The organism is Streptomyces sp. NPDC060002, from assembly GCF_042737245.1.
Taxonomy (GTDB): domain Bacteria; phylum Actinomycetota; class Actinomycetes; order Streptomycetales; family Streptomycetaceae; genus Streptomyces.
In genome coordinates, this window is sequence record NZ_JBHWUW010000048.1 from 39,752 (window position 1) to 62,474 (window position 22,723).

A 22,723-nucleotide genomic window follows, 5' to 3' on the forward strand; every position below is an offset into this window, starting at 1 on the left:
CCGATGTGATCAGGTGCCCTGGTGCGCCTGCGTCACCAGATCGATGGCGACCTCGAGGACGGCTGCGCGCTTGTCCTCGGGGTCGCCTTCGAGGTCCTGGAGGAAGAACATGCCGGCGTGCAGCGTGAAGATGGCGCTCACGCAGCGGACCTGGTCGGCGAGGGGGGCGTCCGGGTCGATGATGATGTCGCGCAGGCCCCGCATGCGGTCCTTGAACGAGTCGCCGATCTGGAGTTCCCGCACCGTCGCCTGGTTCTCCTGCATGAAGCGGAAGAGCGGGGTCGCCTCGGAGAGGGCCCGGCTGTAGCGCCGTATGAGCTCCTGCTTGGTGTCCAGGGTGTGCGGCTGGTTCCCGCCCCACTCGATCAGGTCCTCGACCGGCTTCGTCAGATCCGTGAAGATGCCGACGATGATCTCTTCCTTGGTCTTGAAGTGGTAGTACAGGGCAGCCTTGGTGACCTCCAGCCGTTCCGCGATCTCGCGGAGGGAGGTCTTCTCGTAGCCCTGCTCCGCGAAGAGTTCGAGTGCGACGTCCTGGATGCGCTGGCGGGTGTCGCCGCGCCGTTGCTGCTTCGTGCCGTCCATGGTGACGTCCATTCTCGTGGGCCTCGCGTTCCCGCGAAACTTACTTGCCGTCCGGCTAGTTAGATGCGGAAACTTACTTGACGCCCGGCTAGTTGCAGGTCTACCTTCCCAGTGTACTGAACTAGCCGGGCGGCAAGTAAGTAGCCGGCCGGGGGGAAGCCCAGGGGAGTGGCAACCATGGCGGACACGAAGACAGTCGAGACCGAGGCGGAGAAACAGCCGAGGAGCGTGCGGGTCGTCCTGCTCGCGCTGATGATCACGATGATGCTCGCGATGCTCGACAACATGATCGTGGGCACGGCGATGCCGACGATCGTCGGCGAACTCGGCGGGCTCGAACACCTTTCGTGGGTCGTGACGGCGTACACGCTCGCGACCGCGGCCTCCACCCCGATCTGGGGCAAGATCGGCGACATGTACGGGCGCAAGGGCGCCTTCATGACGTCGATCGTGATCTTCCTGATCGGTTCCGCACTGAGCGGCATGGCCCAGAACATGGGCGAACTGATCGGCTTCCGCGCGGTCCAGGGCCTCGGCGCCGGTGGTCTGATGGTCGGCGTCATGGCGATCATCGGCGACCTCATCCCGCCGCGGGAACGCGGCAAGTACCAGGGCATGATGGCCGGCGTCATGGCGCTCGCGATGATCGGCGGCCCGCTGGTCGGCGGCACCATCACCGACAACTGGGGCTGGCGCTGGTCCTTCTACATCAACCTGCCGCTCGGCGTGGTGTCGCTGGCCCTCATCAGCGCCGTTCTGCACCTGCCGAGGAAGCGCTCGCAGTCGCGGATCGACTACCTGGGCGCCACTCTGCTGACCGTCGGGATCACCTCCATCGTCCTCGTCACCACCTGGGGCGGCTCGGAGTACGCCTGGTCGTCCGCGCGGATCATGGAGCTCATCGGGATCGGCGTCGCCTCGCTCATCGGGTTCGTGTTCTGGCAGACCAGAGCCACCGAGCCGATCGTGCCGCTGCACATCTTCCGCAGCCGCAACTTCACGCTGATGTCGATCATCGGCTTCGTCACCGGCTTCGTGATGTTCGGCGCCACCCTCTTCCTGCCGCTGTACCAGCAGTCGGTGCAGGGCGCCTCCGCGACCAACTCCGGTCTGCTGCTCCTGCCGATGCTCGGCGCCATGCTGGTCACCTCGATGGTGGCGGGCCGGGTGACCACGAACAGCGGCAAGTACAAGGTCTTCCCGCTCGTCGGCAGCGTCGCGATGGTCATCGGCCTGTACCTGCTGTCCACCATGGACACCGGGACCAGCCGCCTCACCTCCGGTGTGTTCATGGCCGTCGTCGGCCTCGGCATGGGCTGCCTCATGCAGATCACGATGCTGGTCGCGCAGAACAGCGTCGAGATGAAGGACATGGGCGTCGCTTCCTCGTCCACCACCCTCTTCCGTACGCTCGGCTCCTCCTTCGGCGTCGCGATCATGGGCGCGCTGTTCAACAACCGCGTCCAGGACGTCATGTCCGAGCGGGCCGGCGCGCTGGGTTCGAAGCTCACCGAGCAGTCCGCGCAACTGGACGCGGCCAGCCTGGCCAAGTTGCCCGCCGCAGCCCGTGAGGCCTACCAGCACGCGGTGTCGTCCGGCACCCACTCGGCGTTCCTGCTGGGAGCCGTGGTGGCGGTGGTCGCGCTGGTGGCGGCGGTGTTCGTCAAGGAGGTCCCGCTGAAGGGAGCGGGGCCGCAGAAGGACGGCGACGAGCCGGCCGACGGCGCTGCCGCGACGCAGCCGCCCCTGGTCGAGGCAGTCTGACCGCGCTGTCGTGAACGCAGGCCCCCCGGCGGTTGTCCGCCCCGGGGGGCCTGTGGTCTGTGCGCCCGACCCGGCGCCTCTCCCGATGGTGAGCCGACGCCGCTCTCCCGAGGTGAGAGGGACTGCCGGTCGCCGGTACCGGACCGGTCATGTCGCCCGCGGCGTCTCCCCGATCCCGCCGTGCCACGCGCCCGCACGGTGTCCGCCGTCACGGCATCGTCGGGTAGCTTCCCGTGTTCGTCGGCGCGTGCTCGGGCAGCCACAGGACGGCGACGGCGCCCTCGGCCGGTACGTGTCCAGGGGCCCCCGCGGGCCGTACGTTGCGGAAGGTCAGCCGGGCGCCGAGTACCCGGGCCTGACCCGCCGCGATGGTCAGCCCGAGCCCGTGTCCGTGCCCGGCCCGGTCGGCGCTGCCCGTGCGGAAGCGGCTGGGTCCTTCCGCGAGCAGATCCTCGGGGAAACCGGGACCGTGGTCGCGGACCCTGATGACCCGGCCCTCGACGGTGACCTGGATCGGCGGCTTGCCGTGCCGGGCGGCGTTGGCCAGCAGGTTGAACAGCACGCGCTCCAGGCGCCGGGGGTCGGTCGTGACCATCGACTCGTGCACCACCCGCACCTCGACGTCCGGGTCCTTGGCCGCTACCCGTCGGGCCACGAACTCGCCCAGCACGATGTCCTGCAGCTCGGCGCGCTCCGAGGCACCGTCGAGACGGGCCACCTCCAGCACGTCCTCGACCAGGGTGCGCATCGCCTTCGCCCGGTCCAGGACCAGCTCGGTCGGCCGGCCGGGCGGCAGCAGCTCGGCTGCCGTCAGCAGTCCCGTCACCGGGGTGCGCAGTTCGTGCGCGATGTCGGCGGTGACCCGGCGCTCGGCCTCCAGCCGCTCCTGAAGCGCGTCCGCCATGGCGTCCACGGCGCTCGCCAGGTCGTCGGTCTCGTCCCGTACGACCCCGCCGATGGCGTCTCGCACCCGCACGTTCGGCTCGCCGCTCGCGACCTGGTTCGCCGCGGCCGCCGCCTTGCGCAGCCGGCGCGAGAGCTGCCCGCCGATGAGGACGCCGAGCGCGCTGCCGCCGAGGACGACCGCGATCGAGCCGATCACCAGGGCCTGGTCGAGATCGTTGAGGATGTCGGTGCTGCGGTCGGTGAAGCCGGTGTGCAGGGACAGCACATGCCCGTCCTTGACCGGCACGGCCGCCCAGATGTCCGGCACCCCGCCCGTGCGGTCGGCGACGAAGGTGGCCCGGCGGCCCTCCTGGACCTTCTCGCGCAACGAAGGCGGCAGGCTGGAGTCGTCGATCTTGACGTTGGGGAAGTTCAGCCGCCCCGACTGCTCGTAATTGTGCTGGGCGATCTGGACGCGCTCGTCGGCGAGGTCCCGCGCGTTGTCGAGCATGGACACGCGTGCGGCGTTGTGCACGACGAGACTGAGCGCGATCGCCACCAGTGCGCCGACCAGCGCGATCGCCGCGCTCAGCTTCCATCGCAGCCCCGTGCGGATGCCCACGCGCTCCCTGCGAGCCGGAACCAGCTGCCGGATCATCCCCCGCATCCTCCCGCCCCTGCCCCGTTCAGGCTTTCAACTTGTAGCCGAAACCGCGGACCGTCTCGATACGGTCCTGGCCGATCTTCGTCCGCAGCCGCTGCACATGGACGTCCACGACCCGGGTGTCGCCGCCCCAGCCGTAGTCCCACACCCGCTCCAGCAGTTTGTCGCGCGAGAGGACCGTGCCCGGAGCGGAGGAGAACTCCAGCAGCAGGCGCATCTCGGTCGGGGTCAGCGCCACCGGCTGCCCGGCCCGGCGCACCTCCATGCCCTCCGTGTCGATCTCCAGATCACCGAACGACAGCACACCGCCGGCCGTGGAGGCGGCGGGCTCGGTGCGGTCGCCGCCGCCCGCGTGACCGAAGCGGCGCAGCACGGCGCGGATCCGCGCGACGAGCACGGCGCCGTCGAAGGGCTTGGTCACGTAGTCGTCGGCGCCGGCCTCCAGGCCGAGGACGACGTCGATGGAGTCGGCACGCGCCGACAACATGATCACCGGCACGGTGGACTCGTCCCTGATGCGCCGGCACAGGCTCACGCCGTCCAGGCCGGGCACCATGACGTCCAGCAGCGCGATGTCGGGGCGGTCGGCACGAAACGCCTCCAGACCCGACAGTCCGTCGGGCATCGCGGTGACCACGAAGCCGTCCCGCTCGAGGGCGAGCTGGGTGGCCTCGCGGATGACGTCGTCGTCCTCGACGAACAGGACGTGGGTCTGGTCTGCCATCCCGGTGCTCTCAGTTCTCGTATGCGGTCTCGTGTGCGTGCGGTCGTCAGTCTGACGGGGTTCCGCCTGCGTCCTGTCGCTCACCTGTCGGTGAACTGTCGTGTGTGCCCCTTGCTTGGACGCGTGGAGCGCGACGAGCGTTCACTCCGCGCGCGATCCCTGTCCGTCTCTCCCTGCGGTCCGTCCTTGCGCGTTCCCGCCCGTCCCCGCTCGTCCTTGCCCGTCCGTCCATTGATCGGAACCAGCGGCCCGATCGGTTCACGTTGCCGGAGAGTTTCTCGGTCGGCCGCGTCCGGGCAGGTCAGCTCGCCTCCGGCGCCACCGTCGGGTCGTCACCGACGATGCTGCTGTAGTCGTTGTGCCAGCTGTACTCCTTCACGAAGCGGCCCGAGGCCCAGCGGTACGTGATCACGTTCTCACCGGACGGGTCGGAGACCGGGTCGCCCTTCTCGTACACCTGCTTGGTCACCACCAGGTCGCCCCGGTCCATCTCCGCGTAGACGGGAGGCTCCTCGGCCTGGAACACGTTCCGGTAGCCGTCGTCTTCCTTCCGGTACACGTACGAGCCCATGCCGACGGCGTCACCGCAGGTGAGAACGTTGACGATGATGTCGTCGCCGGAGCCGCCGGTGAGGTCGCCGTACGAGACGTCGACCGGGTACTCGTCGCCGACGCAGGGCTGCAGCTCGCGCTTGACCCCCGCCGAGACCTCGGGGTCGTCCTTGATCAGCCGGACCGCCTCCGTCCGGTCGGGGGGGCCGGTGGAGGCGGCCGACGGGGAGGTGCCGGCGCCCGCCACCGCGTCGGCGTGAGCCGGACCCTCGTCACGGGCGCCGGTGCCGCCGGTGGCGCAGGCGGAGACGGAAAGGGCGAGGGCGGCGAGCACGGACATCGCCGTGAGCGCCGCCTGGATGGTGCTTCGGGCCGGTGTGGGCCCGGCCTCGGTCAGGCCGCCGCGCAACGCTCCCGCTCCTCACGCTCCAGCGCGCGTGCGTCCAGATCGCGGGCTTCCAGCTCCTCGCGGAGCCGGGCGAGCGCCCGGTGCAGCGTGCTCTTGACCGTTCCGGCCGACATGCCGAGGGCGGCGGCCGTCTCCTCCGTGGACATCTGCTCCCAGTGTCGCAGCACCACGACACTGCGCTGCTTCGGAGCGAGCACCTTCATCGCGTCCATCAGCAGGGCGCGGTCGGCGTGCTGCTCGGTGGAGTCGTCCACACGCGCGTCCGGGAGCTGCTCGGTGGGAACCTCCTCGAGCTTGCGGGCCCGCCACCACTCGGTGCGTGTGTTGATCATGACCCGGCGCAGGTAGGCGTCCGCGAGCCGCTTGTCCGCGATGCCGTCCCAGCGGCCGTACGTCCGGGCCAGCGCGGTCTGCAGGAGGTCCTGCGCGTCGACCGGGTCCGGGACCAGGCGTCGGGCGCTGCGCAGCAGCGCGTCCTGCCGCGTGCGGACGTATTCCTCGAACTCGAGCACCTCACCCTGTGCCATGGTCAACCGCCTCCGATTCCCCGTACCGGCGGACTGCCGCCGCCGGTTCACTGCCTGTGGTCTGTAGCCCTCGTGGTCCTGCCGGGTACGCAAATGAAGCTACGGAGGTGTTGTCACGGCGTTGTCCGAGGCAGCCTTCGGCCAGCGCTCAGCTGTCCGTCGGTTGTGTAACGGAAAGAGGTTTGGGGTAGAGACACAGGCCGAATGGCTCGGCTCTGGGCCAATTTGTCCGGCTGTTGGGCGTGACAAAAGGCCGGAGAAGGCCGTGATGAAGCCGCGTACCTGTGAAATGACCGAGCGTCAGGTCAGCGGCAGGCGGTACAGCCCGCCCGGGAGCGGCTCCACGAGTCCGTCCGCGACGAGGCCGTCCAGCGCACGCGCGCGTTGCACCGGCTCGTGCCACACCTGGTCCAGGGCGGCCTGTGGCACGGGGGTGTGCGCGTCCCGCAGGACGGCGAGCAGCTTGCCCCTGACCTGCCGGTCGGTGCCCGCGTACGTCTGCCCCCGGCGCGGCGGGCCGTCGTGCTCCGGCTTGCCCGCGAGCCGCCAGGCGCACTGCGCCGCGATCGGACAGCGCACGCACGTCTCGTTCTTCGCCGTGCAGACGAGTGCGCCGAGCTCCATGGACGCGGCCGCCCAGCGTGCGGCGGTCGGCTCGTCGTCGGGCAGCAGGGCGCGGGCCAGCTTGCGCTCGGCGGCCGTGGTGGCGTTCGGCGGGTACCGCACACCCGTGACGGCGCGTGCGAAGACCCGGCGGACGTTGGTGTCCAGGACGGCGTGCCGCTGCCCGTAGGCGAAGGAGGCGACGGCCGCGGCCGTGTACTCGCCGATGCCGGGCAGTGCGAGGAGCTGCGCGTGACCCGAGGGCACGTTGCCGCCGTGCCGTTCCGTTATCGCCACCGCCGCGCCGTGCAGCCGCAGAGCCCGGCGCGGATAGCCGAGCCGCCCCCACGCGCGTACGGCCTCGCCCGGGGCCTCGGCTGCCAGGTCGGCCGGGCGCGGCCAGCGGGCGAGCCACTGCTCGTAGACCGGCAGGACACGGCTGACCGGTGTCTGCTGGAGCATGAACTCGCTGACCATCACGCCCCACGCGCCGGCCTCGGGGCGCCGCCAGGGCAGGTCACGGGCGTTCTCGTCGAACCAGTCGATCACCGGGGAGTGCAGGTCCGCCGCAGGGGCGTCGACGTCGGAGCGGGCGGGGGAGCGGTGCGGGGGCTTCGTGGGCGCAGTCATGGCCCTTCCGATCCTGCCATGCGGACCGGGGCGCGCGCGTACCGCCACTCGGCCGGGCGGGGTCCCGCGGGCGCGCCACGCGCGCGTGCCCGGGGCCGTGGCCAGAGGTGCAACGGGTGCGATCGGCAAGGAAGGGTGGCCGCGCGGACCGAAGTCGGGCACGGGGGAAATGGGGTTCCGGGATGATGATCCGGAAAAGTTGCGCCCCTGGCGGCGGGTGGGGCCAGTTAACCCGTCGATCTCTCGTACAGTTTGCGCCGTGGGATCTCTGCGCAATCCGGTCGGGCCGCTTCCCTCCTCCATCTACTGGCGTCGGAGGGTCGTACTGCTGTCCGTGTGCGCCCTGTTGGCGCTGGTGACCCTGTGGGTGGTGACCTCGGGCGGGGGCGGCAGCAAGAACGGTGCCGACGGCGGCGGGGGCAAGAATCCCGCCTCCTCCATCACGCCGGGGCCGTCCGGATCGGGGCCCGCGATCAGCCAGAACCCGGGTGGACGCGACGAGTCGAGCGACGGCACCTCCAGCGGGTCCGGCTCGGGTTCCGGCTCGGGCGACGGCACCGGCTCAGGCGGCTCGGACGGTGACTCGGCGGGTGCCGGCAGTACCGACGACGGCGCCAACGGCAGTGGCAGCGGCAGCGGTGGCAGTGGCGGCGCCAGCGGTACGGGGACGACGCTGCCGGCCGGGACGACCCTGCCCAACTGCACCGCCGGCGGGGTCACGTTGACCTTGCGGAGTGTCCAGAACTCCTACTCGCCCGACCAGACGCCCACGTTCCAGTTGATCGCGAAGAACGCCTCGGGAAGCGACTGCAAGGTCGATCTCGGGCCGAAGGCCGCGGTGTTGACGATCACTCAGACAGGCGGCGACGACGCGTACTGGTCGTCCGCCGACTGCCCCAGGCCGGCCGGGAGCCTGCTGTACCGGGTGCCGGCCGGGGACAGCTTCACGTACACCGTGAAGTGGGACCGCAAGCCGAGCGCCCCCGAGTGCGCGACGCCTCCGGCGGGGGCGGCCGGAAGCGGTACGTACCTGGTGGAGGCCAAGGCCCCGGGGTTCGCCAAGGCACAGACGTCGTTCGTGCTGAAGGACGACTAGACCGACCCGGCAGTGCCGGCCGGACAGGCCCTAGACGTACCGCTCCAGGATCGACGACTCCGCCAGTCGTGACAGGCCCTCGCGGACGCTGCGGGCCCGTGCCTCGCCCACGCCGTCCACCGTCTGGAGGTCGTCGACGCTCGCGGCGAGGAGCTTCTGGAGGCCGCCGAAGTGATCGACGAGGCGGTCGATGATGGCGCCGGGCAGCCGCGGCACCTTCGCCAGCAGGCGGAAGCCGCGGGGCGAGACCGCCGAGTCGAGGGCCTCGGGGGATCCGGTGTAGCCCAACGCGCGTGCCACCGTGGGCAGTTCGAGGAGTTCGGCGTGGCTCAGCGCGTTCAGCTCGTACAGCGCCTCGTCGACCGTGCGGGAGCGCTTGGCCGTGGGCTCGGGCACGTAGTCCCGGACGACCAGCTCGCGCTCCGGCTCCACACCCGCGATCAGCTCGTCGAGCTGGAGGGAGAGCAGTCGCCCGTCCGTGCCCAGTTCGACCACGTATTCGGCGATTTCGGTGGCGATGCGGCGCACCATCTCCAGCCGCTGGGCCACCGCGGAGACGTCCCGGACCGTCACCAGGTCCTCGATCTCCAGCGCTGACAACGTTCCCGCGACCTCGTCCAGGCGGAGCTTGTAGCGCTCCAGGGTCGCCAGCGCCTGGTTCGCGCGCGACAGGATCGCCGCGGAGTCCTCCAGGACGCGGCGCTGTCCGTCGACGTACAGGGCGATCAGACGCATGGACTGGGAGACCGAGACGATCGGGAAGCCGACCTGTTTGCTGACCCGGTCCGCCGTACGGTGCCGGGTGCCCGTCTCCTCCGTGGGGATGGTCGGGTCCGGCACCAGCTGGACGCCTGCCCGGAGGATCTTCGACAGGTCGGAGGAGACCACGATGCCGCCGTCGAGCTTGCACAGCTCACGCAGGCGCGTGGCCGCGAACTCCACGTCCAGGACGAACCCGCCCGTGCACATCGACTCGACCGTCTTGTCGGAGCCCAGCACGATGAGTCCGCCGGTGTTGCCGCGAAGGATCCGCTCCAGGCCGTCGCGAAGCGCGGTGCCGGGAGCCACCGCGCTCAGCGCGGCGCGCATCAGGCCGTCGGCACCGGAACTCCCGCCGGACTTTCCGGGAGCTGCCGCCCGGTCGTTGGCTGCCACTGCACTCCTCCGGTCACAGGTCTGGGACGCCCCCGTTTCGCGCACTCGTTTCGTACGGACGGGCGAGACCAGGGCAAAGTCTACCGGCGCTGCTCCGCCTCCCGTGGGGCGTCTCGTCGAGGGGAGCGCGGCAGGACCCGCAGGGCGTCCCCTATGTCCGCGACTTCCAGGACCTTCATGCCCGCGGGGATCTTGCCGGGATCGCCCGGCACGAGTGCGTGCGTGAAGCCCAGACGGTGTGCTTCCGAGAGCCTGCGCTGGACGCCGGTGACCCGTCTGACCTCGCCCGCAAGCCCGACTTCGCCGATCGCGACCAGGTTCTTGGGCAGTGGGGTGTCGCTCGCGGCGGAGGCCAGGGCGAGGGCGATCGCCAGGTCCGCGGCGGGCTCAGAGAGCTTCACACCGCCGACCGTCGCCGAGTAGATGTCCCGCTTGCCCAGGGCGCTGATCCGGCCGCGCTGCTCCAGGACGGCCAGCATCATCGACACCCGGGAGGTCTCCAGGCCGGACGTCGTGCGGCGGGGCGAGGGGATCTGGGAGTCGACCGTGAGGGCCTGCACTTCGACGACCAGGGGGCGGCGGCCCTCCAGGGTGACCGTCAGGCAGGTACCCGGGACCGGTTCGTCACGTCGGGTCAGGAAAAGTCCGCTCGGGTCCGTAAGGCCCGTAATGCCCTCGTCGTGCAGTTCGAAGCAGCCGACCTCGTCGGTGGCGCCGTAGCGGTTCTTCACGCCCCGCACCAGGCGCAGGCGCGCGTGGCGGTCTCCCTCGAAGCTCAGCACGACGTCCACGAGGTGTTCGAGGAGGCGGGGGCCGGCGATCGCGCCGTCCTTCGTGACATGGCCCACCAGAAGCGTGGACATGCCGCGTTCCTTGGAGACGCGGATCAGGGCGCCGGCGACCTCGCGGACCTGCGCCATGCCGCCGGGCGCTCCGTCGATCTCCGGAGAGGCCACGGTCTGCACCGAGTCCATGATCAGCAGCGACGGCTTCACCGCGTCCAAGTGGCCCAGGACGGCCGCCAGATCGGTCTCGGCGGCCAGATACAGGTGGTCGTCGATGGCGCCGATGCGGTCGGCGCGCAGCCGGACCTGGGAGGCCGATTCCTCACCGGTCACATACAGCGTGCGGTGTTCGTCGCTCGCCGACTTGGCCGCCACGTCCAGCAGCAGGGTCGACTTGCCGACGCCCGGCTCGCCGGCCAGCAGGACGACCGCGCCCGGTACGAGTCCGCCGCCGAGGACCCGGTCCAGCTCGGGCACGCCCGTGGGGCGGGCGGTGGCCTGACGCACGTCGACCTGGCCGATGGGCAGGGCGGACGTGGTGACGCGCCCCGGCGCCGTCGTACGGACCGCGGGCGTGCCGTACTCCTCGACCGTCCCCCAGGCCTGGCACTCGGGGCAGCGGCCGAGCCACTTGGCCGTCTGCCAGCCGCACTCCGTGCAGCGGTAGGACGGACGGTCCTTGGTGGTCTTCGTACGGGCAGCCATGGGGAAACCGTAGCCGCCGCTACTGACAGCCCGACCTGCCTGTGGACAACCGGCCGCGCCGGGCACCCGTCCTGAGCCCTTCGGCAAGGCCTCGGCAGCGCTTCTGCGCAGCCTCGGCGTCGCCCCGCGTGGGCCCGCGCCCCCCGGGAGGGGGCGGGCACCCCTTGTGATTTGGCCACCCCTCGTCACGAACGAGCCATGTGACCCCCCTTCCCTGTCCCCTTATGAGGGATCGTTTCACCCGTACGGATTAAAAGGACTCAAGGGACAAGTAGACCTAGTTCCGCGCCGCCTACGGTCGCACGGGTGATGAGCAGCAGCCCGGAAATCTCGACCCGCACGACCGGCGCGCACCGGGCGCACCGGGAGGCGCGTGACGGCGCTGCGGCGCGCACGCTCGCGCAGCGGCCCCCCGCGCGCTACGAGCCCTACCTGGACGGCCTGTTCACCTACTGCCTGTCCGTCCTGTGCGACCACGAAGCGGCCACCGCCGCCCTCGGCGACGTCCTCGCGTTCGCGGAACGGCGTGGCCAGCGTGGTCCCGACGCGGCGGGCGACCGCCGGGCCTGGCTGTACGCGCTGGCCCGCTGGGCGTGCCTGCGCAAGCTCACCGAGGCCAAGCAGAAACGTCAGGGCACGCACGCCGCGGCCCGTCACGGCGCCCGTCGGCAGCCGGGCGCGAAACCGGCGACGGCCGCGAGCGCCACGGCGTCGGCGGGCCCGCCCGCTTCCGACGAGGCCAGGGAGCAGCGGCGGCGGGAGCTGACCCAGCTCGCCTGGCCCGAGGCCGCCGGCACCACCCCGGAGCAGCGCGAGGCGCTCGAACTCGCCGTACGCCACCACCTCGCCCCCCATGAGGTCGCCGCCGTCCTGGGCAAGGACCTGGCCGCCGCCCGCGAACTGCTCGCCTCCGCCGCCTGCGAGGTCGAGCGCACGCGCGCGGCGCTCGCCGTCGTCGAGACCGGCGGCTGTCCCGGTGTGGCCCGTCTCACAGGCGAGAACCAACTGGTGCTCAGCGCCGCCCTGCGCCGCGAACTCGTCCGGCACGTCGACGACTGCCCGCGCTGCCGCCGGGCCGCCGAACGCGCCGTCCCCGGCCGCTGGCCCGGCGCCGGTGTCACCCCCGCCGAGCTGCCCGTCCTGGCAGCGCCCCGCGGGGAGCTGCACATGGCCATGGCCCACCTCCCGCGCGCGCGGGGAGCCGCCGCACCGCGCTACGACCGGCGGGGCTTCCCGATGGACCCCAAGGACCGGGCCGCCCGCCGGGAGCGGCTACGCGCGCGTGCCGTGACCACGACCGTCGTCGCCACCGTCGTCGCCGCTCCCGTGCTCGCCCTGTGGGCGGCCTACCGGGGCACACCGACGGGGGAGGGGGTCGAGGGCCGCTCGGCCAGCGCCAGCGAGGCGCAGGGCCCCGACAGCCTCGACGGTGAGACGGTCGGCGGCTACGAGAACGCGGGAAACGCCAGCACCCGCCCCGGCACCGGTCTCCCCAAGGGCGACGGACCGGATGTCTCCGTGGAGGTCGTCGGCGTCACAGGACTCGGCAGGAGCGCCGCCGGCAAGCTCTCCGTGACGGCCGCCAACAGGGGCGACACCACGCTCATCACCCTCACCGCGGCGGCCGACGGCGACGGGCCGGTCCGCTGGTCGGCCACCACGGCGGCCTCCTGGCTGTATCTGAGCCGCTCCACGGGCACGCTGAAGCCAGGCGAGTCGGTGACGGTCAAGGTGTACGTCGATCATCTGCGCGAGCCCTCCGGGCGGTGGCACGCGCGCGTGGCCGTCGCTCCGGCGGGCGCCGTCGTCTCCATCGAGGGCTACGGCACCGCACCCGGCCCCCCGGGCCCGGGCAACGGCCCCGGCCCGGGCGGCCCCGGCGGTCGGCCTCCGTCGTCCGATCCGGCACCGACGCCCACGGTGCCGTCCTCCCCGGATCCCACCCCGACCGATCCGCCGTCCTCCGCCGACCCGGAGCCCACACCGGGCGACCCGTCCCCGAGCGACTCGGAGGGCTCGAACCCGCCGTCCGACGACAGCGACCCCTCGGGCCCGGAGACGTCGTAGGGGTCAGCCGTGGGCGCCACGGGCCGCGCGGGGCGGTCCCGGCGATCCACCGGAACCGAGGAGCCCGGGCCGACGGCCCGTCGGTCCGTCGGCCGGTCGGCCGGTCGGCCGGTCGGTCCGTCGGCCGGTCGGTCCGTCGGCCGGTCCCTCCGTCAGCCCGTCGGGCGCGCCGGGTCCGCCGGGTGCGGCGCCAGCAGCGGGAGCTGTGAGGCGAGGCGCTGGTCGCACAGCTCGGCCAGGCGGTCGTAGCCGGCCTTGCCCATCAGCTCGGTCAGTTCCGGGCGGTAGGAGACGTACACCGGGTCGCCCGCGCCGTGTGCCGAGGTCGCGGACGTGCACCACCAGTGCAGGTCATGGCCGCCCGGACCCCAGCCGCGGCGGTCGTACTCACCGATCGACACCTGGAGCACGCGCGTGTCGTCGGGCCGGTCGATCCAGTCGTACGTCCGGCGCACCGGGAGCTGCCAGCAGACGTCCGGCTTGGTCTCCAGTGGCTCGCGGCCCTCCTTGAGAGCCAGGATGTGCAGCGAGCAGCCCGCGCCGCCCGCGAAACCGGGGCGGTTCTGGAAGATGCACGAGCCGTTGAACGGGCGCGTCTGGCGGGAGCCCTCCTCGTCCTCCGAGACCCAGCCGTCCCGGACGCCCTCGGCGTGGTGCTGCCAGATGTCCGGCGTGAGCCGCGCCACGTGTCCGGCGACGCGCTTCTCGTCGTCCTCGTCGGAGAAGTGGGCGCCCAGGGTGCAGCAGCCGTCGGCCGCGCGGCCCGGCTGGATGCCCTGGCAGCCACTGCCGAAGATGCAGTTCCAGCGAGAGGTCAGCCATGTCAGGTCACACCGGAAGACCTGTTCGTCGTCCGCGGGGTCGGGGAACTCCACCCACGCGCGCGCGAAGTCGAGGCCCTTCTCGTCCGCGGCGAGAGCTTTCGCCGCCAGGGCCTTCACTTCCGCCGCCTGGGCCTTGTTCGACTTCTTCGGTGGCTTCACCGGCTTCGCCCGCGAAGAACCGTCGGTCGATTTGTCGGTCTTCGCCTTGTTCGTCTTTGGCACTCGTCCAGGGTAAGTCGCCGGGAGCCGCTTCGGGGACGGCCAGCGGCGCTGTGGGCAGTAGCGTTCCCTACATGAGACTCGGTGTCCTCGACGTGGGATCGAACACGGTGCATCTGCTGGTGGTGGACGCACACCCGGGCGCGTGCCCCCTGCCCGCGCACTCGCACAAGGCGGAACTGCGCCTTGCCCAACTCCTCGACGAGGACGGGGCGATCGGCCCGGAGGGCGTCGACAAACTGATCGCCGTGGTCCGGGAGGCGCTCCAGGCCGCCGAGGACAAGGGCGTGGAGGACCTGCTGCCGTTCGCGACCTCCGCCGTGCGCGAGGCCAGCAACGCCGACGACGTCCTCGCGCGCGTGCAGGCCGAGACCGGCGTCGAGCTCCAGGTCCTCACCGGCGCCGAGGAGGCCCGGCTCACCTTCCTGGCCGCCCGCCGCTGGTTCGGCTGGTCCGCCGGAAAGCTGCTGGTCCTGGACATCGGCGGCGGCTCACTGGAGATCGCCTACGGCATCGACGAGGAACCCGACGCGGCCGTCTCGCTGCCGCTCGGCGCCGGCCGGCTCACCGCGGGCTGGCTGCCCGGCGACCCGCCCGACCCCGAGGACATACGAGCCCTGCGCCGCCACGCCCGTGCGCAGATCGCCCGCACGGTCGGGGAGTTCAAGCGGTTCGGCGCCCCCGACCACGTCGTCGCCACGTCGAAGACGTTCAAGCAGCTCGCCCGCATCGCCGGAGCCGCCCGCTCCGTCGACGGCCCGTACGCCCAGCGGCAGCTCAAGCGCGAGTCGCTCGAAGCCTGGGTGCCCCGCCTGGCGGGCATGACGACCGCCCAGCGAGCGGAGCTTCCGGGCGTCTCCGAGGGCCGCGCCAACCAGCTCCTGGCGGGCGCGCTGGTCGCGGAGGGGGCGATGGACCTCTTCGGCGTGGAGAACCTGGAGATCTGCCCCTGGGCGCTCAGGGAGGGCGTCATCCTGCGCAAACTCGATCACCTGGCGTCGGAGTGACGGGCCTGCCGGGCGCGCGGCCGTGACATGGCCGGCTCCGCCGCGCAGGCGTGAGCCACCAGGCCGCACGCGCACCCGCCCGTGGCGAACGCCACAACGACGGCCGGGGGCCCGGCACCCGGGTGACCGCACCCCGTAACCTGTCCCCCATGGCAGAGCCAGTCGTGCGGATCCCGGATGCGAAGGTCGCCCTGTCGACGGCCTCGGTCTACCCGGAGTCGACGGCGACGGCCTTCGAGATCGCCGCGCGCCTCGGATACGACGGCGTCGAGGTCATGGTCTGGAACGACCCCGTCAGCCAGGACATAGACGCGCTGCGCAGACTCAGCGACTACCACCGCATCCCGATCCTCGCCGTCCACGCCCCCTGCCTGCTCATCACGCAGCGGGTCTGGTCGACCGATCCGTGGACCAAGCTCCAGCGGGCCCGCGCGGCGGCGGAGAAGCTCGGTGCGAGCGCGGTCGTCGTCCACCCGCCGTTTCGCTGGCAGCGCCAGTACGCGCGGGACTTCGTCACGGGCATCTGGCGGATGGCGGACGAGACGGACGTACGGTTCGCCGTCGAGAACATGTACCCGTGGCGCTACCGCGACCGCGAGATGCTGGCGTACGCGCCCGACTGGGACGTCACGAAGGACGACTACCGGCACTTCACGATCGATCTCAGCCATGCCTCCACGGCCCGCGCGGACGCGATGCAGATGATCGACCGCATGGGCGACCGCCTGGGCCACGTCCACCTGGCCGACGGAAACGGTTCGGCCAAGGACGAGCACCTGGTCCCGGGCCGCGGCGCCCAGCCCTGCGCCGAGCTGCTGGAACGGCTCGCGCTGACCGGCTTCGACGGGCACGTCGTCATCGAGGTCAACACGCGGCGCGCGATGTCTGGCGCCGAACGTGAGGCCGACCTGGCGGAGGCCCTGGCCTTCACGCGCCTGCACCTGGCCTCCGCCTCGTCGACGGCGCCGTCGGCCCCGTCCCCCGCGGCGAAGGCGCCCCGCCGATGACCGGCGTCACCGCACGTAAACGCGGCCGCCCCCCTCGTACGGAGTCGGCGGACACCCGCGACCGCATCCTGACGGCCGCCCGCGAGGAATTCTCCGAGCGGGGCTACGACAAGACGTCCGTGCGCGGTATCGCGAAGGCCGCCGGTGTGGACTCGGCGCTGGTGCACCACTACTTCGGCACCAAGGAGCAGATCTTCGAGGCGTCCATCGAGGTCGCCTTCGCGCCCGCGCTGGGCGCCCCGGAAGCGGTCGCCGACGGCCCGCTGGACCAGGTCGGCGAGCGGCTCGCCCGCTTCGTCTTCGGCGTCTGGGAGAACCCCACGACCCGTAAGCCCCTGCTGGCGATCGTGCGCTCGGCCGTGAACAACGACACCGCGGCCGCCGTCTTCCGCCGCATGGTGGCCTCCCTGGTGCTGCGCCGGATCGCCGGCCGGCTCGATCTGCCGGACGCCGAGCTGCGTGCCGAACTGGCGGCCGCGCAGCTGGTGGGCTGCGCGATGCTGCGGTACGTGATCAAGGTGGAGCCGCTGGCCTCGGCGGACCTGGAGCTGATCATCGCGCGTGTGGCACCGGTCGTACAGGGACATCTGACCGGGCCGTGAAACGCGGCCCGGGAGGGTGAGGCGCGGCCCGGGAGGGTGAGACGTTCGTCCCGATATACGGACGCCGTGTCCGACCCCTGGATGACCGGCGTACGCTCGTTAGCAGTCAGAAGTCTCTGATCGCAGTCTCTGAAGGAGCGAGCGACGATGCCCGAGCTGAGGTCCCGCACAGTCACCCACGGCCGCAACATGGCGGGCGCCCGCGCCCTTATGCGCGCCTCCGGTGTACCCGGTGCGGACATCGGCCGGAAGCCGATCATCGCGGTGGCGAACAGCTTCACCGAGTTCGTGCCCGGACACACCCACCTCCAGCCGGTCGGCCGGATCGTCAGCGAGGCGATCACCGCGGCCGGCGGCATCCCGCGCGAGTTCAACACGATCGCCGTCGACGACGGCATCGCGATGGGCCACGGCGGCATGCTCTACAGCCTGCCCTCCCGCGACCTGATCGCGGACAGCGTGGAGTACATGGTCGAGGCGCACTGCGCCGACGCCCTGATCTGCATCTCCAACTGCGACAAGATCACCCCGGGCATGCTGAACGCGGCCCTGCGCCTGAACATCCCCACGGTCTTCGTCTCCGGCGGCCCGATGGAGTCCGGCCGCGCCACCCTCGTCGACGGCACCGTCCGCACGCTCGACCTGGTCGACGCGATCTCCGACGCCGTGAACGACAAGATCTCGGACGAGGACATCCTCCGTATCGAGGAGAACGCCTGTCCGACCTGCGGCAGCTGTTCCGGCATGTTCACCGCCAACTCGATGAACTGCCTGACCGAGGCCATCGGCCTCTCCCTCCCCGGCAACGGCTCGGTCCTGGCCACCCACACGGCCCGTAAGGCGCTGTACGAGGACGCGGGGCGCACGGTGATGGACATCACCCGCCGCTACTACGAGCAGGACGACGAGACGGTCCTGCCCCGCAACATCGCCACCATCGCGGCCTTCCAGAACGCGATGGCCCTCGACATCGCGATGGGCGGCTCGACCAACACGATCCTCCACCTCCTCGCCGCCGCCCAGGAAGCGGGCGTCCCGTTCGGCCTGGAGGAGATCAACGAGGTCTCGCGCCGCGTGCCCTGCCTGGCGAAGGTCGCGCCGAACGTGGCGAAGGACCGCACGTACTACATGGAGGACGTGCACCGCGCCGGCGGCATCCCCGCCCTGCTCGGCGAGCTGCACCGCGCGGGCCTGCTCAACGAGGACGTGTTCTCGGTCCACAGCCCGTCCCTCGCGGACTGGCTGAAGACCTGGGACGTCCGCGGCGGATCCCCCTCGCCCGTGGCGCTCGAACTGTGGCACGCGGCCCCCGGCTGCGTCCGCTCCGCCGAGGCGTTCTCCCAGTCCGAGCGCTGGGAGGCGCTGGACGTGGACGCCGAGGGCGGCTGCATCCGCTCCGCCGAGCACGCCTACAGCAAGGACGGCGGTCTCGCGGTCCTGCGCGGCAACATCGCCGTCGACGGCTGCGTGGTCAAGACGGCCGGCGTCGACGAGTCGATCTGGACCTTCGAGGGCCCTGCCGTCGTCTGCGAGTCACAGGAGGAGGCCGTCGAGAAGATCCTCAACAAGCAGGTGACGCACGGCGACGTCGTCGTCATCCGCTACGAGGGTCCCAAGGGCGGCCCGGGCATGCAGGAGATGCTCTACCCGACGTCCTTCCTCAAGGGCCGCGGCCTCGGCAAGACCTGCGCCCTGATCACCGACGGCCGCTTCTCCGGCGGCACCTCGGGCCTGTCGATCGGCCACGCCTCGCCCGAGGCGGCCTCCGGCGGCACCATCGCCCTCGTCGAGGACGGCGACCGCATCCGCATCGACATCCCGAACCGCACGATCGAGCTCCTCGTCGACGACGCCGAGCTGGCCCGGCGCGAGGCGGCCCTCGGCGGCGTCTACGCCCCGAAGAACCGCGAGCGCAAGGTGTCCGCCGCCCTGCGGGCCTACGCCGCGATGGCGACGAGCGCCGACAAGGGCGCGGTGCGGGACGTGTCGAAGCTGGGCTGACGCCACCGGACACCCGGGCAGTCACCCCCCCGGGCAGTCAGGGCAAGCGCTGAGGTGAGGGCCGTCTCCGCCGTACGGAGGCGGCCCTCGGCGCGTCTCACCAGTCCCCTGTCACCGGCCGACATGGTCACCGGTCGGCATGGTCACCGGTCGGCATGGTCACCGGTCGGTTGTGGCCGGCCTCCCCTGCCTCCACTCACCAGTCCGCCGGGTCCCGTCCGTCCACCGCGAAGACGGTTCCGTCGGGGGCCCCGGCGTAGACACGGCCGCCGACCGCCTCGGGCGCGGGCAGCGTGGCCACCACCTCGTCCGAGTTGGCGCCGAGCCGCAGTGCCGTCTGCCCGACGAGCCTGCCCTTCTCGGCGTCCACGGCGAGGAGCCGTCCGTCGGCGGCGCCGAAGTAGACGTGCTCGCCGTCGGCGGCCGGTACCGAACCCCGGCTCACCGCCGTCTGGAGGGACCACACCTGTTTGTCCAGGACCGTGTCGACGGCGACGAGCGATCCGTCGAAGGCCAGGAGGTAGACCCGGTCGCCCTGCACGGTGGCCTGCGCCTCCTGCAGCCCGACGCGCAGCTTCACCCGCAGCGACTCGTTGTCCTGCGGGGAGTAGCGGACCACGGCGTCGACCGTGCCGTAGTCGTCGCCCTGGGACAGCAGGACGAGGCTGCCGTCGGTGGTGCCCACCAGACGCAGCGTGCCGTCGAGCCGCTCGTCCCAGCGCACCTTCCCGGTCGTGGGATCCACGGCCGTGATCCGGGTGCGCCCGTCGTCAGACGTGCTCGACGCGTACGCCAGCGGATCCTTCGGGAACGCCATGAAGTACGGCTCGCTCAGCCCGGGAACGCGCCGGCTCCACACCGACTTCCCCGTCGCGGCGTCCACCCCGGTCACCGTGTCGTCGGCCGCGGTCAGCAACACGGTGCCGCCGACGGTCCGGACACCCGGGTAGTCCGACAGGTCGCGCTGCCAGCGAGTGGCGCCCGACGCCGGGTCGAGCGCCTCCATCCGCTTGCCCGAGTGCGTGATCACCTGGGCCAGCCCGCCCGCGAGCACCGGCGCCTGGCTCGGCCCGTCGTCTTCGGTGAGGACGTGCCGCCACAGCACCCGCCCGTCGGACGCGTCCAGCGCCGAAACCAGCCCCGACTGGACACAGATCAGCCGCCTCGTGTCGTAGGCGCACTGGGGCATGCCGCCCGTGCCCGTGCCGGTACCCGCGCCGGTGCTGCTCTTCGCCGGTCGCGTGCTCCAAGGGGTGAAGGCCGGAGACGCGGACTGCGAGCCGCCCGTGTCGCCCCGCGCGTCGCGGCCCGGGTCTTCCTCGCCGGGTATCTGCGTGGCGAGGACCGCACCGCCCGAGAGGACGACGACCAGCGCGCCGACGGCGAGGGCCACCCGACGGCGCCGGCTGCGCGGCCGCACCTCCGCCCGGGCCGGTGCCCGCGCGGGCTCCTCCGACCCCTTCGGCCCGTCCCCTGCCTCCTCCAGCGCCCGCTGTGACGGTATGAACGCCTGCGTGTCGTACGAGGCCGCCACCGACCGCAGTTCCCGCATCAACTCGTCCGGCGTGGGCCGGTCCTCGGGCTCCTTGGCCAGACAACGCACCACCAGCGGCGCGAGGTTCCCCGGTACGCCGGTCAGATCCGGCTCGTCGTGCACGACCTGGTAGGCGACGACGTACGGGCTGTCGGAGTCGAACGGCCCGCGTCCCGTCGCCGCGTGCACCATCACCGACCCGAGCGCGAAGATGTCGGCGGCCGGCCCCACCTCCCGCGGCCGCCGGAACTGCTCCGGCGCCATGAACGGCGGCGTGCCGATCAACTTGCCCGTCTCGGTGCGCAGTTCGCTGTCCTTCGGCCGGGAGATACCGAAGTCGATGACCTTCGGTCCGTCCTCGGCCAGCAGGACGTTGCTCGGCTTCAGATCCCTGTGCACGACCCCGACCCGGTGGATGTCCCGCAGCGCCTCCGCGAGCCCGGCCATCAACCGCCGCAACTCGCCCGAGCGCATGGGCCCGTTCCGCTTCACCTGCTCGGCGAGCGTCGAACCGGGAATGAACAGGGTTGCCATCCAAGGCCGTTCGGCCTCCGGATCGGCGTCCACGACGGGTGCGGTGAACGCCCCGCTCACCCGTCGAGCGGCGGCCACCTCCTGCCGGAAACGGCCTCTGAACTCGGGATCCCGGGCGAACTGGGCATGGACGACCTTCACCGCGACCTTCATCCCGGAGGTGCTCCGGGCCAGGTGCACCACACCCATGCCACCGGAGCCCAGGCACTCCTCCAGGCAGTAGTGACCGGCGTACTCCGGAAGTTCCGCTTCCGCGCCTGCCCCGGTGTTGCGCTGTGGCGTCATGGACCACCCCCGTGCTGTTCAACCGGCGCGCGCGACGCACGGAGCCTAGTCGATGACTCGTACGGGACCGAGGCGGCTTGCTAGCCTCCGTGTGCGAATCCTGTACATGTGTTTCATTGCGTGTTTTAGGGGAATCAACGTGACCCCATGGCAGTCATGGGGTTCAACGGGGGAGGTTTTTCATGTCTGTTGACCGTGTGGAAGAGGTCGCGAGCGGCGAGAGCGCGGAGGCCGTCACGACGGCCGCGGCGGCGTCCCTCACCTACTACCCGGTCGCTCCGGGCGTCCGGCTGAACGTCCGCAGCGGCCCCGCTACGAGCTACCCGGTCGTCAAGGTCCTGGCCGAGGGCGCGAAGGTCCCGATCTTCTGCCAGACCCCGGGCACCTCGGTGACCGGCCCGTACGGCACGACGAACATCTGGGACAACATCGCCGACGGCCAGTTCGTCTCGGACGCGTACGTGCGGACCGGCAGCGACGGCTACGTCGCCGCCCACTGCGCCTGACCCTGACCCGGACCCGGACATCGCCCGGACACCGACCCGGGCCCGGACATCGACCCGGACACCGACCCGGACCGGGACACCGACCGGACGCCGACCCGGGCCCGGACATCGACCCGGGCAGCGACCGGACCTGGACATCGACCGAACGCCGGACCGAACGCCGGACCGAACGCCGGACCGAACGCCGGACCGAACGCCGGACCGAACGCCGGACCGAACGCCGGCCCGGACCCGGACAGCGACCGAACGCTGACCTGAGGCGCAACCTCGGACCGGCAGCCATGGGCCGGCGCTTCGGACCGGCGCTTCGGACCGGCCTTCGACGGGCCTGGGAGCGACCCACCCGGGAGCCCGCCTCCGCCCGGAGCCATAATCGTCCCGTGAGCGACGAAAACGGCACCCCGGACACTTCGGCCGGTTCCCGGGACACCTCGACCGGCGCGGCGGGCTTCCCCACCGGCATTTCCGCCGGCCGGTCGGGAAGCCCCGCCGGCGCCGGTCCCCGCCCGGAGCCCCTCCGCTTCTTCGGCACCACCTGGGTGGACCACGACCCCGGTCACCGGGGCTACGCGGCCCGCCGCATCGCCGCGGCCGTCGGCTCCCTGGCCGCCGTCGCCGGCTCCTGCCTCGTCCTCCGCTTCGCCTACGAGGGCATCGCGATCGCCGACCTGGGCGGCTTCGTGACGGTCCTGGTCGTCGTGATGTTCGCGGTCTGCACCGCACTCGCCTTCCGCCACACCTGGGAGGGCTTCACCAAGCGCCCCGACCCCGACCGCCAGGCCTCCCTGCGCGGTCTGCTGGCCGTCGGCTTCGTCGGCTCGCTGCTCGCGTACTTCTTCCGCACCCTCACCGAGGCGCCCGGCGAGAGGCTCCACCGCGAGGAGTACGACACGGCTCGCGACCAGTACGAACGCCGCTCCACCCGCCGCACCGGCAGCCCGTCGAAGAAGCGCCGCCGCGGCTGACCCCCTCACCCGGACCTGGTGCCGTCCAGGAGTGGAGCGTGCGGGAGGTCCGTCTCCGTCGTGCAAGGCGTGAGGGAGGTCCGTCTCC

At 71.7% G+C, this 22,723-nt stretch carries 19 protein-coding genes; 9 read left to right on the plus strand and 10 right to left on the minus strand.

Annotated features, from left to right (window positions below):
- Positions 1–9 precede the first annotated feature (9 nt).
- Positions 10–597: a TetR/AcrR family transcriptional regulator gene (locus ACFWBD_RS31895; RefSeq protein WP_385674417.1), complete on the minus strand. Its 588-nt coding sequence runs from the start codon at positions 595–597 to the stop codon at positions 10–12.
- A 165-nt stretch (positions 598–762) separates the two neighbouring features.
- Here ACFWBD_RS31895 and ACFWBD_RS31900 point away from each other — a divergent pair, with 165 nt between their 5' ends.
- Positions 763–2,349, plus strand: a complete 1,587-nt coding sequence (locus ACFWBD_RS31900) for an MDR family MFS transporter (RefSeq protein WP_385674420.1) — start codon at positions 763–765, stop codon at positions 2,347–2,349.
- Positions 2,350–2,557: 208 nt separating this feature from the next.
- Here ACFWBD_RS31900 and cseC read toward each other — a convergent pair whose 3' ends face one another.
- From cseC to ACFWBD_RS31925, 5 genes are all read right to left on the minus strand, one after another.
- Positions 2,558–3,892 carry a two-component system sensor histidine kinase CseC gene (gene cseC, locus ACFWBD_RS31905; RefSeq protein WP_385674423.1) on the minus strand — a complete coding sequence of 445 codons (1,335 nt, stop codon included), beginning with the start codon at positions 3,890–3,892 and terminating at the stop codon, positions 2,558–2,560.
- Positions 3,893–3,920: 28 nt separating this feature from the next.
- Positions 3,921–4,622, minus strand: a complete 702-nt coding sequence (gene cseB / locus ACFWBD_RS31910; protein WP_020132468.1) for a two-component system response regulator CseB — start codon at positions 4,620–4,622, stop codon at positions 3,921–3,923.
- Between the two features lie 301 nt (positions 4,623–4,923).
- A complete protein-coding gene (locus ACFWBD_RS31915) occupies positions 4,924–5,583 on the minus strand; it encodes a hypothetical protein (protein WP_385674426.1) in 660 nt (219 codons plus the stop codon).
- The gene (locus ACFWBD_RS31920; RefSeq protein ID WP_020132466.1) at positions 5,568–6,110 is read right to left on the minus strand and encodes a SigE family RNA polymerase sigma factor; all 543 of its coding nucleotides are present in this window, start codon (positions 6,108–6,110) and stop codon (positions 5,568–5,570) included. Before ACFWBD_RS31920 ends, ACFWBD_RS31915 begins: the two co-directional genes overlap by 16 nt.
- A gap of 300 nt (positions 6,111–6,410) precedes the next feature.
- A complete protein-coding gene (locus ACFWBD_RS31925) occupies positions 6,411–7,343 on the minus strand; it encodes an A/G-specific adenine glycosylase (protein WP_385674430.1) in 933 nt (310 codons plus the stop codon).
- A gap of 259 nt (positions 7,344–7,602) precedes the next feature.
- Here ACFWBD_RS31925 and ACFWBD_RS31930 point away from each other — a divergent pair, with 259 nt between their 5' ends.
- The gene (locus ACFWBD_RS31930) at positions 7,603–8,439 is read left to right on the plus strand and encodes a hypothetical protein (RefSeq protein ID WP_385674433.1); all 837 of its coding nucleotides are present in this window, start codon (positions 7,603–7,605) and stop codon (positions 8,437–8,439) included.
- Positions 8,440–8,469: 30 nt separating this feature from the next.
- Here ACFWBD_RS31930 and disA read toward each other — a convergent pair whose 3' ends face one another.
- Positions 8,470–9,594 (minus strand): DNA integrity scanning diadenylate cyclase DisA, encoded by a 1,125-nt coding sequence (disA, locus tag ACFWBD_RS31935; RefSeq protein WP_385674436.1) that lies wholly within the window; start codon positions 9,592–9,594, stop codon positions 8,470–8,472.
- Between the two features lie 80 nt (positions 9,595–9,674).
- A complete protein-coding gene (gene radA, locus ACFWBD_RS31940) occupies positions 9,675–11,084 on the minus strand; it encodes a DNA repair protein RadA (RefSeq protein ID WP_385674439.1) in 1,410 nt (469 codons plus the stop codon).
- Positions 11,085–11,393: 309 nt separating this feature from the next.
- Here radA and ACFWBD_RS31945 point away from each other — a divergent pair, with 309 nt between their 5' ends.
- Positions 11,394–13,151, plus strand: a complete 1,758-nt coding sequence (locus ACFWBD_RS31945) for a hypothetical protein (RefSeq protein ID WP_385674442.1) — start codon at positions 11,394–11,396, stop codon at positions 13,149–13,151.
- Positions 13,152–13,303: 152 nt separating this feature from the next.
- Here the strand turns inward: ACFWBD_RS31945 and ACFWBD_RS31950 are convergent, their stop codons facing one another.
- Positions 13,304–14,197 (minus strand): hypothetical protein, encoded by an 894-nt coding sequence (locus tag ACFWBD_RS31950; RefSeq protein ID WP_385674445.1) that lies wholly within the window; start codon positions 14,195–14,197, stop codon positions 13,304–13,306.
- 71 nt (positions 14,198–14,268) lie between these two features.
- On the opposite strand from ACFWBD_RS31950, the gene ACFWBD_RS31955 reads away from it, so the two are divergent.
- From ACFWBD_RS31955 to ilvD, 4 genes are all read left to right on the plus strand, one after another.
- Positions 14,269–15,201: a Ppx/GppA family phosphatase gene (locus ACFWBD_RS31955; RefSeq protein WP_385674448.1), complete on the plus strand. Its 933-nt coding sequence runs from the start codon at positions 14,269–14,271 to the stop codon at positions 15,199–15,201.
- 149 nt (positions 15,202–15,350) lie between these two features.
- Entirely contained in the window at positions 15,351–16,208 is an 858-nt protein-coding gene (locus ACFWBD_RS31960; protein WP_385674451.1) for a sugar phosphate isomerase/epimerase family protein, read from the plus strand.
- Positions 16,205–16,810 carry a TetR family transcriptional regulator gene (locus ACFWBD_RS31965; protein WP_385674454.1) on the plus strand — a complete coding sequence of 202 codons (606 nt, stop codon included), beginning with the start codon at positions 16,205–16,207 and terminating at the stop codon, positions 16,808–16,810. Before ACFWBD_RS31960 ends, ACFWBD_RS31965 begins: the two co-directional genes overlap by 4 nt.
- A 147-nt stretch (positions 16,811–16,957) precedes the next feature.
- On the plus strand, positions 16,958–18,811 hold the full coding sequence (gene ilvD, locus ACFWBD_RS31970) for a dihydroxy-acid dehydratase (protein ID WP_385674457.1): 1,854 nt from the start codon (positions 16,958–16,960) through the stop codon (positions 18,809–18,811).
- 196 nt (positions 18,812–19,007) lie between these two features.
- On the opposite strand, the gene ACFWBD_RS31975 is transcribed toward ilvD, so the two are convergent.
- Positions 19,008–21,164: a serine/threonine-protein kinase gene (locus ACFWBD_RS31975; protein WP_385674461.1), complete on the minus strand. Its 2,157-nt coding sequence runs from the start codon at positions 21,162–21,164 to the stop codon at positions 19,008–19,010.
- 182 nt (positions 21,165–21,346) lie between these two features.
- Between ACFWBD_RS31975 and ACFWBD_RS31980 the strand changes: the two genes are divergently transcribed.
- Positions 21,347–21,670, plus strand: coding sequence for an SH3 domain-containing protein (locus ACFWBD_RS31980; protein ID WP_385674464.1), 324 nt, complete (start codon positions 21,347–21,349; stop codon positions 21,668–21,670).
- Positions 21,671–22,050: 380 nt separating this feature from the next.
- The gene (locus tag ACFWBD_RS31985) at positions 22,051–22,635 is read left to right on the plus strand and encodes an EamA/RhaT family transporter (protein ID WP_385674467.1); all 585 of its coding nucleotides are present in this window, start codon (positions 22,051–22,053) and stop codon (positions 22,633–22,635) included.
- Positions 22,636–22,723: the final 88 nt, after the last annotated feature.

Coding starts and splice junctions, on each gene's coding strand:
- ACFWBD_RS31895 (WP_385674417.1), bottom strand. CDS start 597: ATGGACGTCACCATGGACGGCACGAAGCAGCAACGGCGCGGCGACACC.
- cseC (WP_385674423.1), bottom strand. CDS start 3,892: ATGATCCGGCAGCTGGTTCCGGCTCGCAGGGAGCGCGTGGGCATCCGC.
- ACFWBD_RS31960 (WP_385674451.1), top strand. CDS start 15,351: ATGGCAGAGCCAGTCGTGCGGATCCCGGATGCGAAGGTCGCCCTGTCG.
- ACFWBD_RS31920 (WP_020132466.1), bottom strand. CDS start 6,110: ATGGCACAGGGTGAGGTGCTCGAGTTCGAGGAATACGTCCGCACGCGG.
- ACFWBD_RS31965 (WP_385674454.1), top strand. CDS start 16,205: ATGACCGGCGTCACCGCACGTAAACGCGGCCGCCCCCCTCGTACGGAG.
- ACFWBD_RS31955 (WP_385674448.1), top strand. CDS start 14,269: ATGAGACTCGGTGTCCTCGACGTGGGATCGAACACGGTGCATCTGCTG.
- ACFWBD_RS31975 (WP_385674461.1), bottom strand. CDS start 21,164: ATGACGCCACAGCGCAACACCGGGGCAGGCGCGGAAGCGGAACTTCCG.
- ACFWBD_RS31900 (WP_385674420.1), top strand. CDS start 763: ATGGCGGACACGAAGACAGTCGAGACCGAGGCGGAGAAACAGCCGAGG.
- ACFWBD_RS31980 (WP_385674464.1), top strand. CDS start 21,347: ATGTCTGTTGACCGTGTGGAAGAGGTCGCGAGCGGCGAGAGCGCGGAG.
- radA (WP_385674439.1), bottom strand. CDS start 11,084: ATGGCTGCCCGTACGAAGACCACCAAGGACCGTCCGTCCTACCGCTGC.
- cseB (WP_020132468.1), bottom strand. CDS start 4,622: ATGGCAGACCAGACCCACGTCCTGTTCGTCGAGGACGACGACGTCATC.
- ilvD (WP_385674457.1), top strand. CDS start 16,958: ATGCCCGAGCTGAGGTCCCGCACAGTCACCCACGGCCGCAACATGGCG.
- ACFWBD_RS31925 (WP_385674430.1), bottom strand. CDS start 7,343: ATGACTGCGCCCACGAAGCCCCCGCACCGCTCCCCCGCCCGCTCCGAC.
- ACFWBD_RS31945 (WP_385674442.1), top strand. CDS start 11,394: ATGAGCAGCAGCCCGGAAATCTCGACCCGCACGACCGGCGCGCACCGG.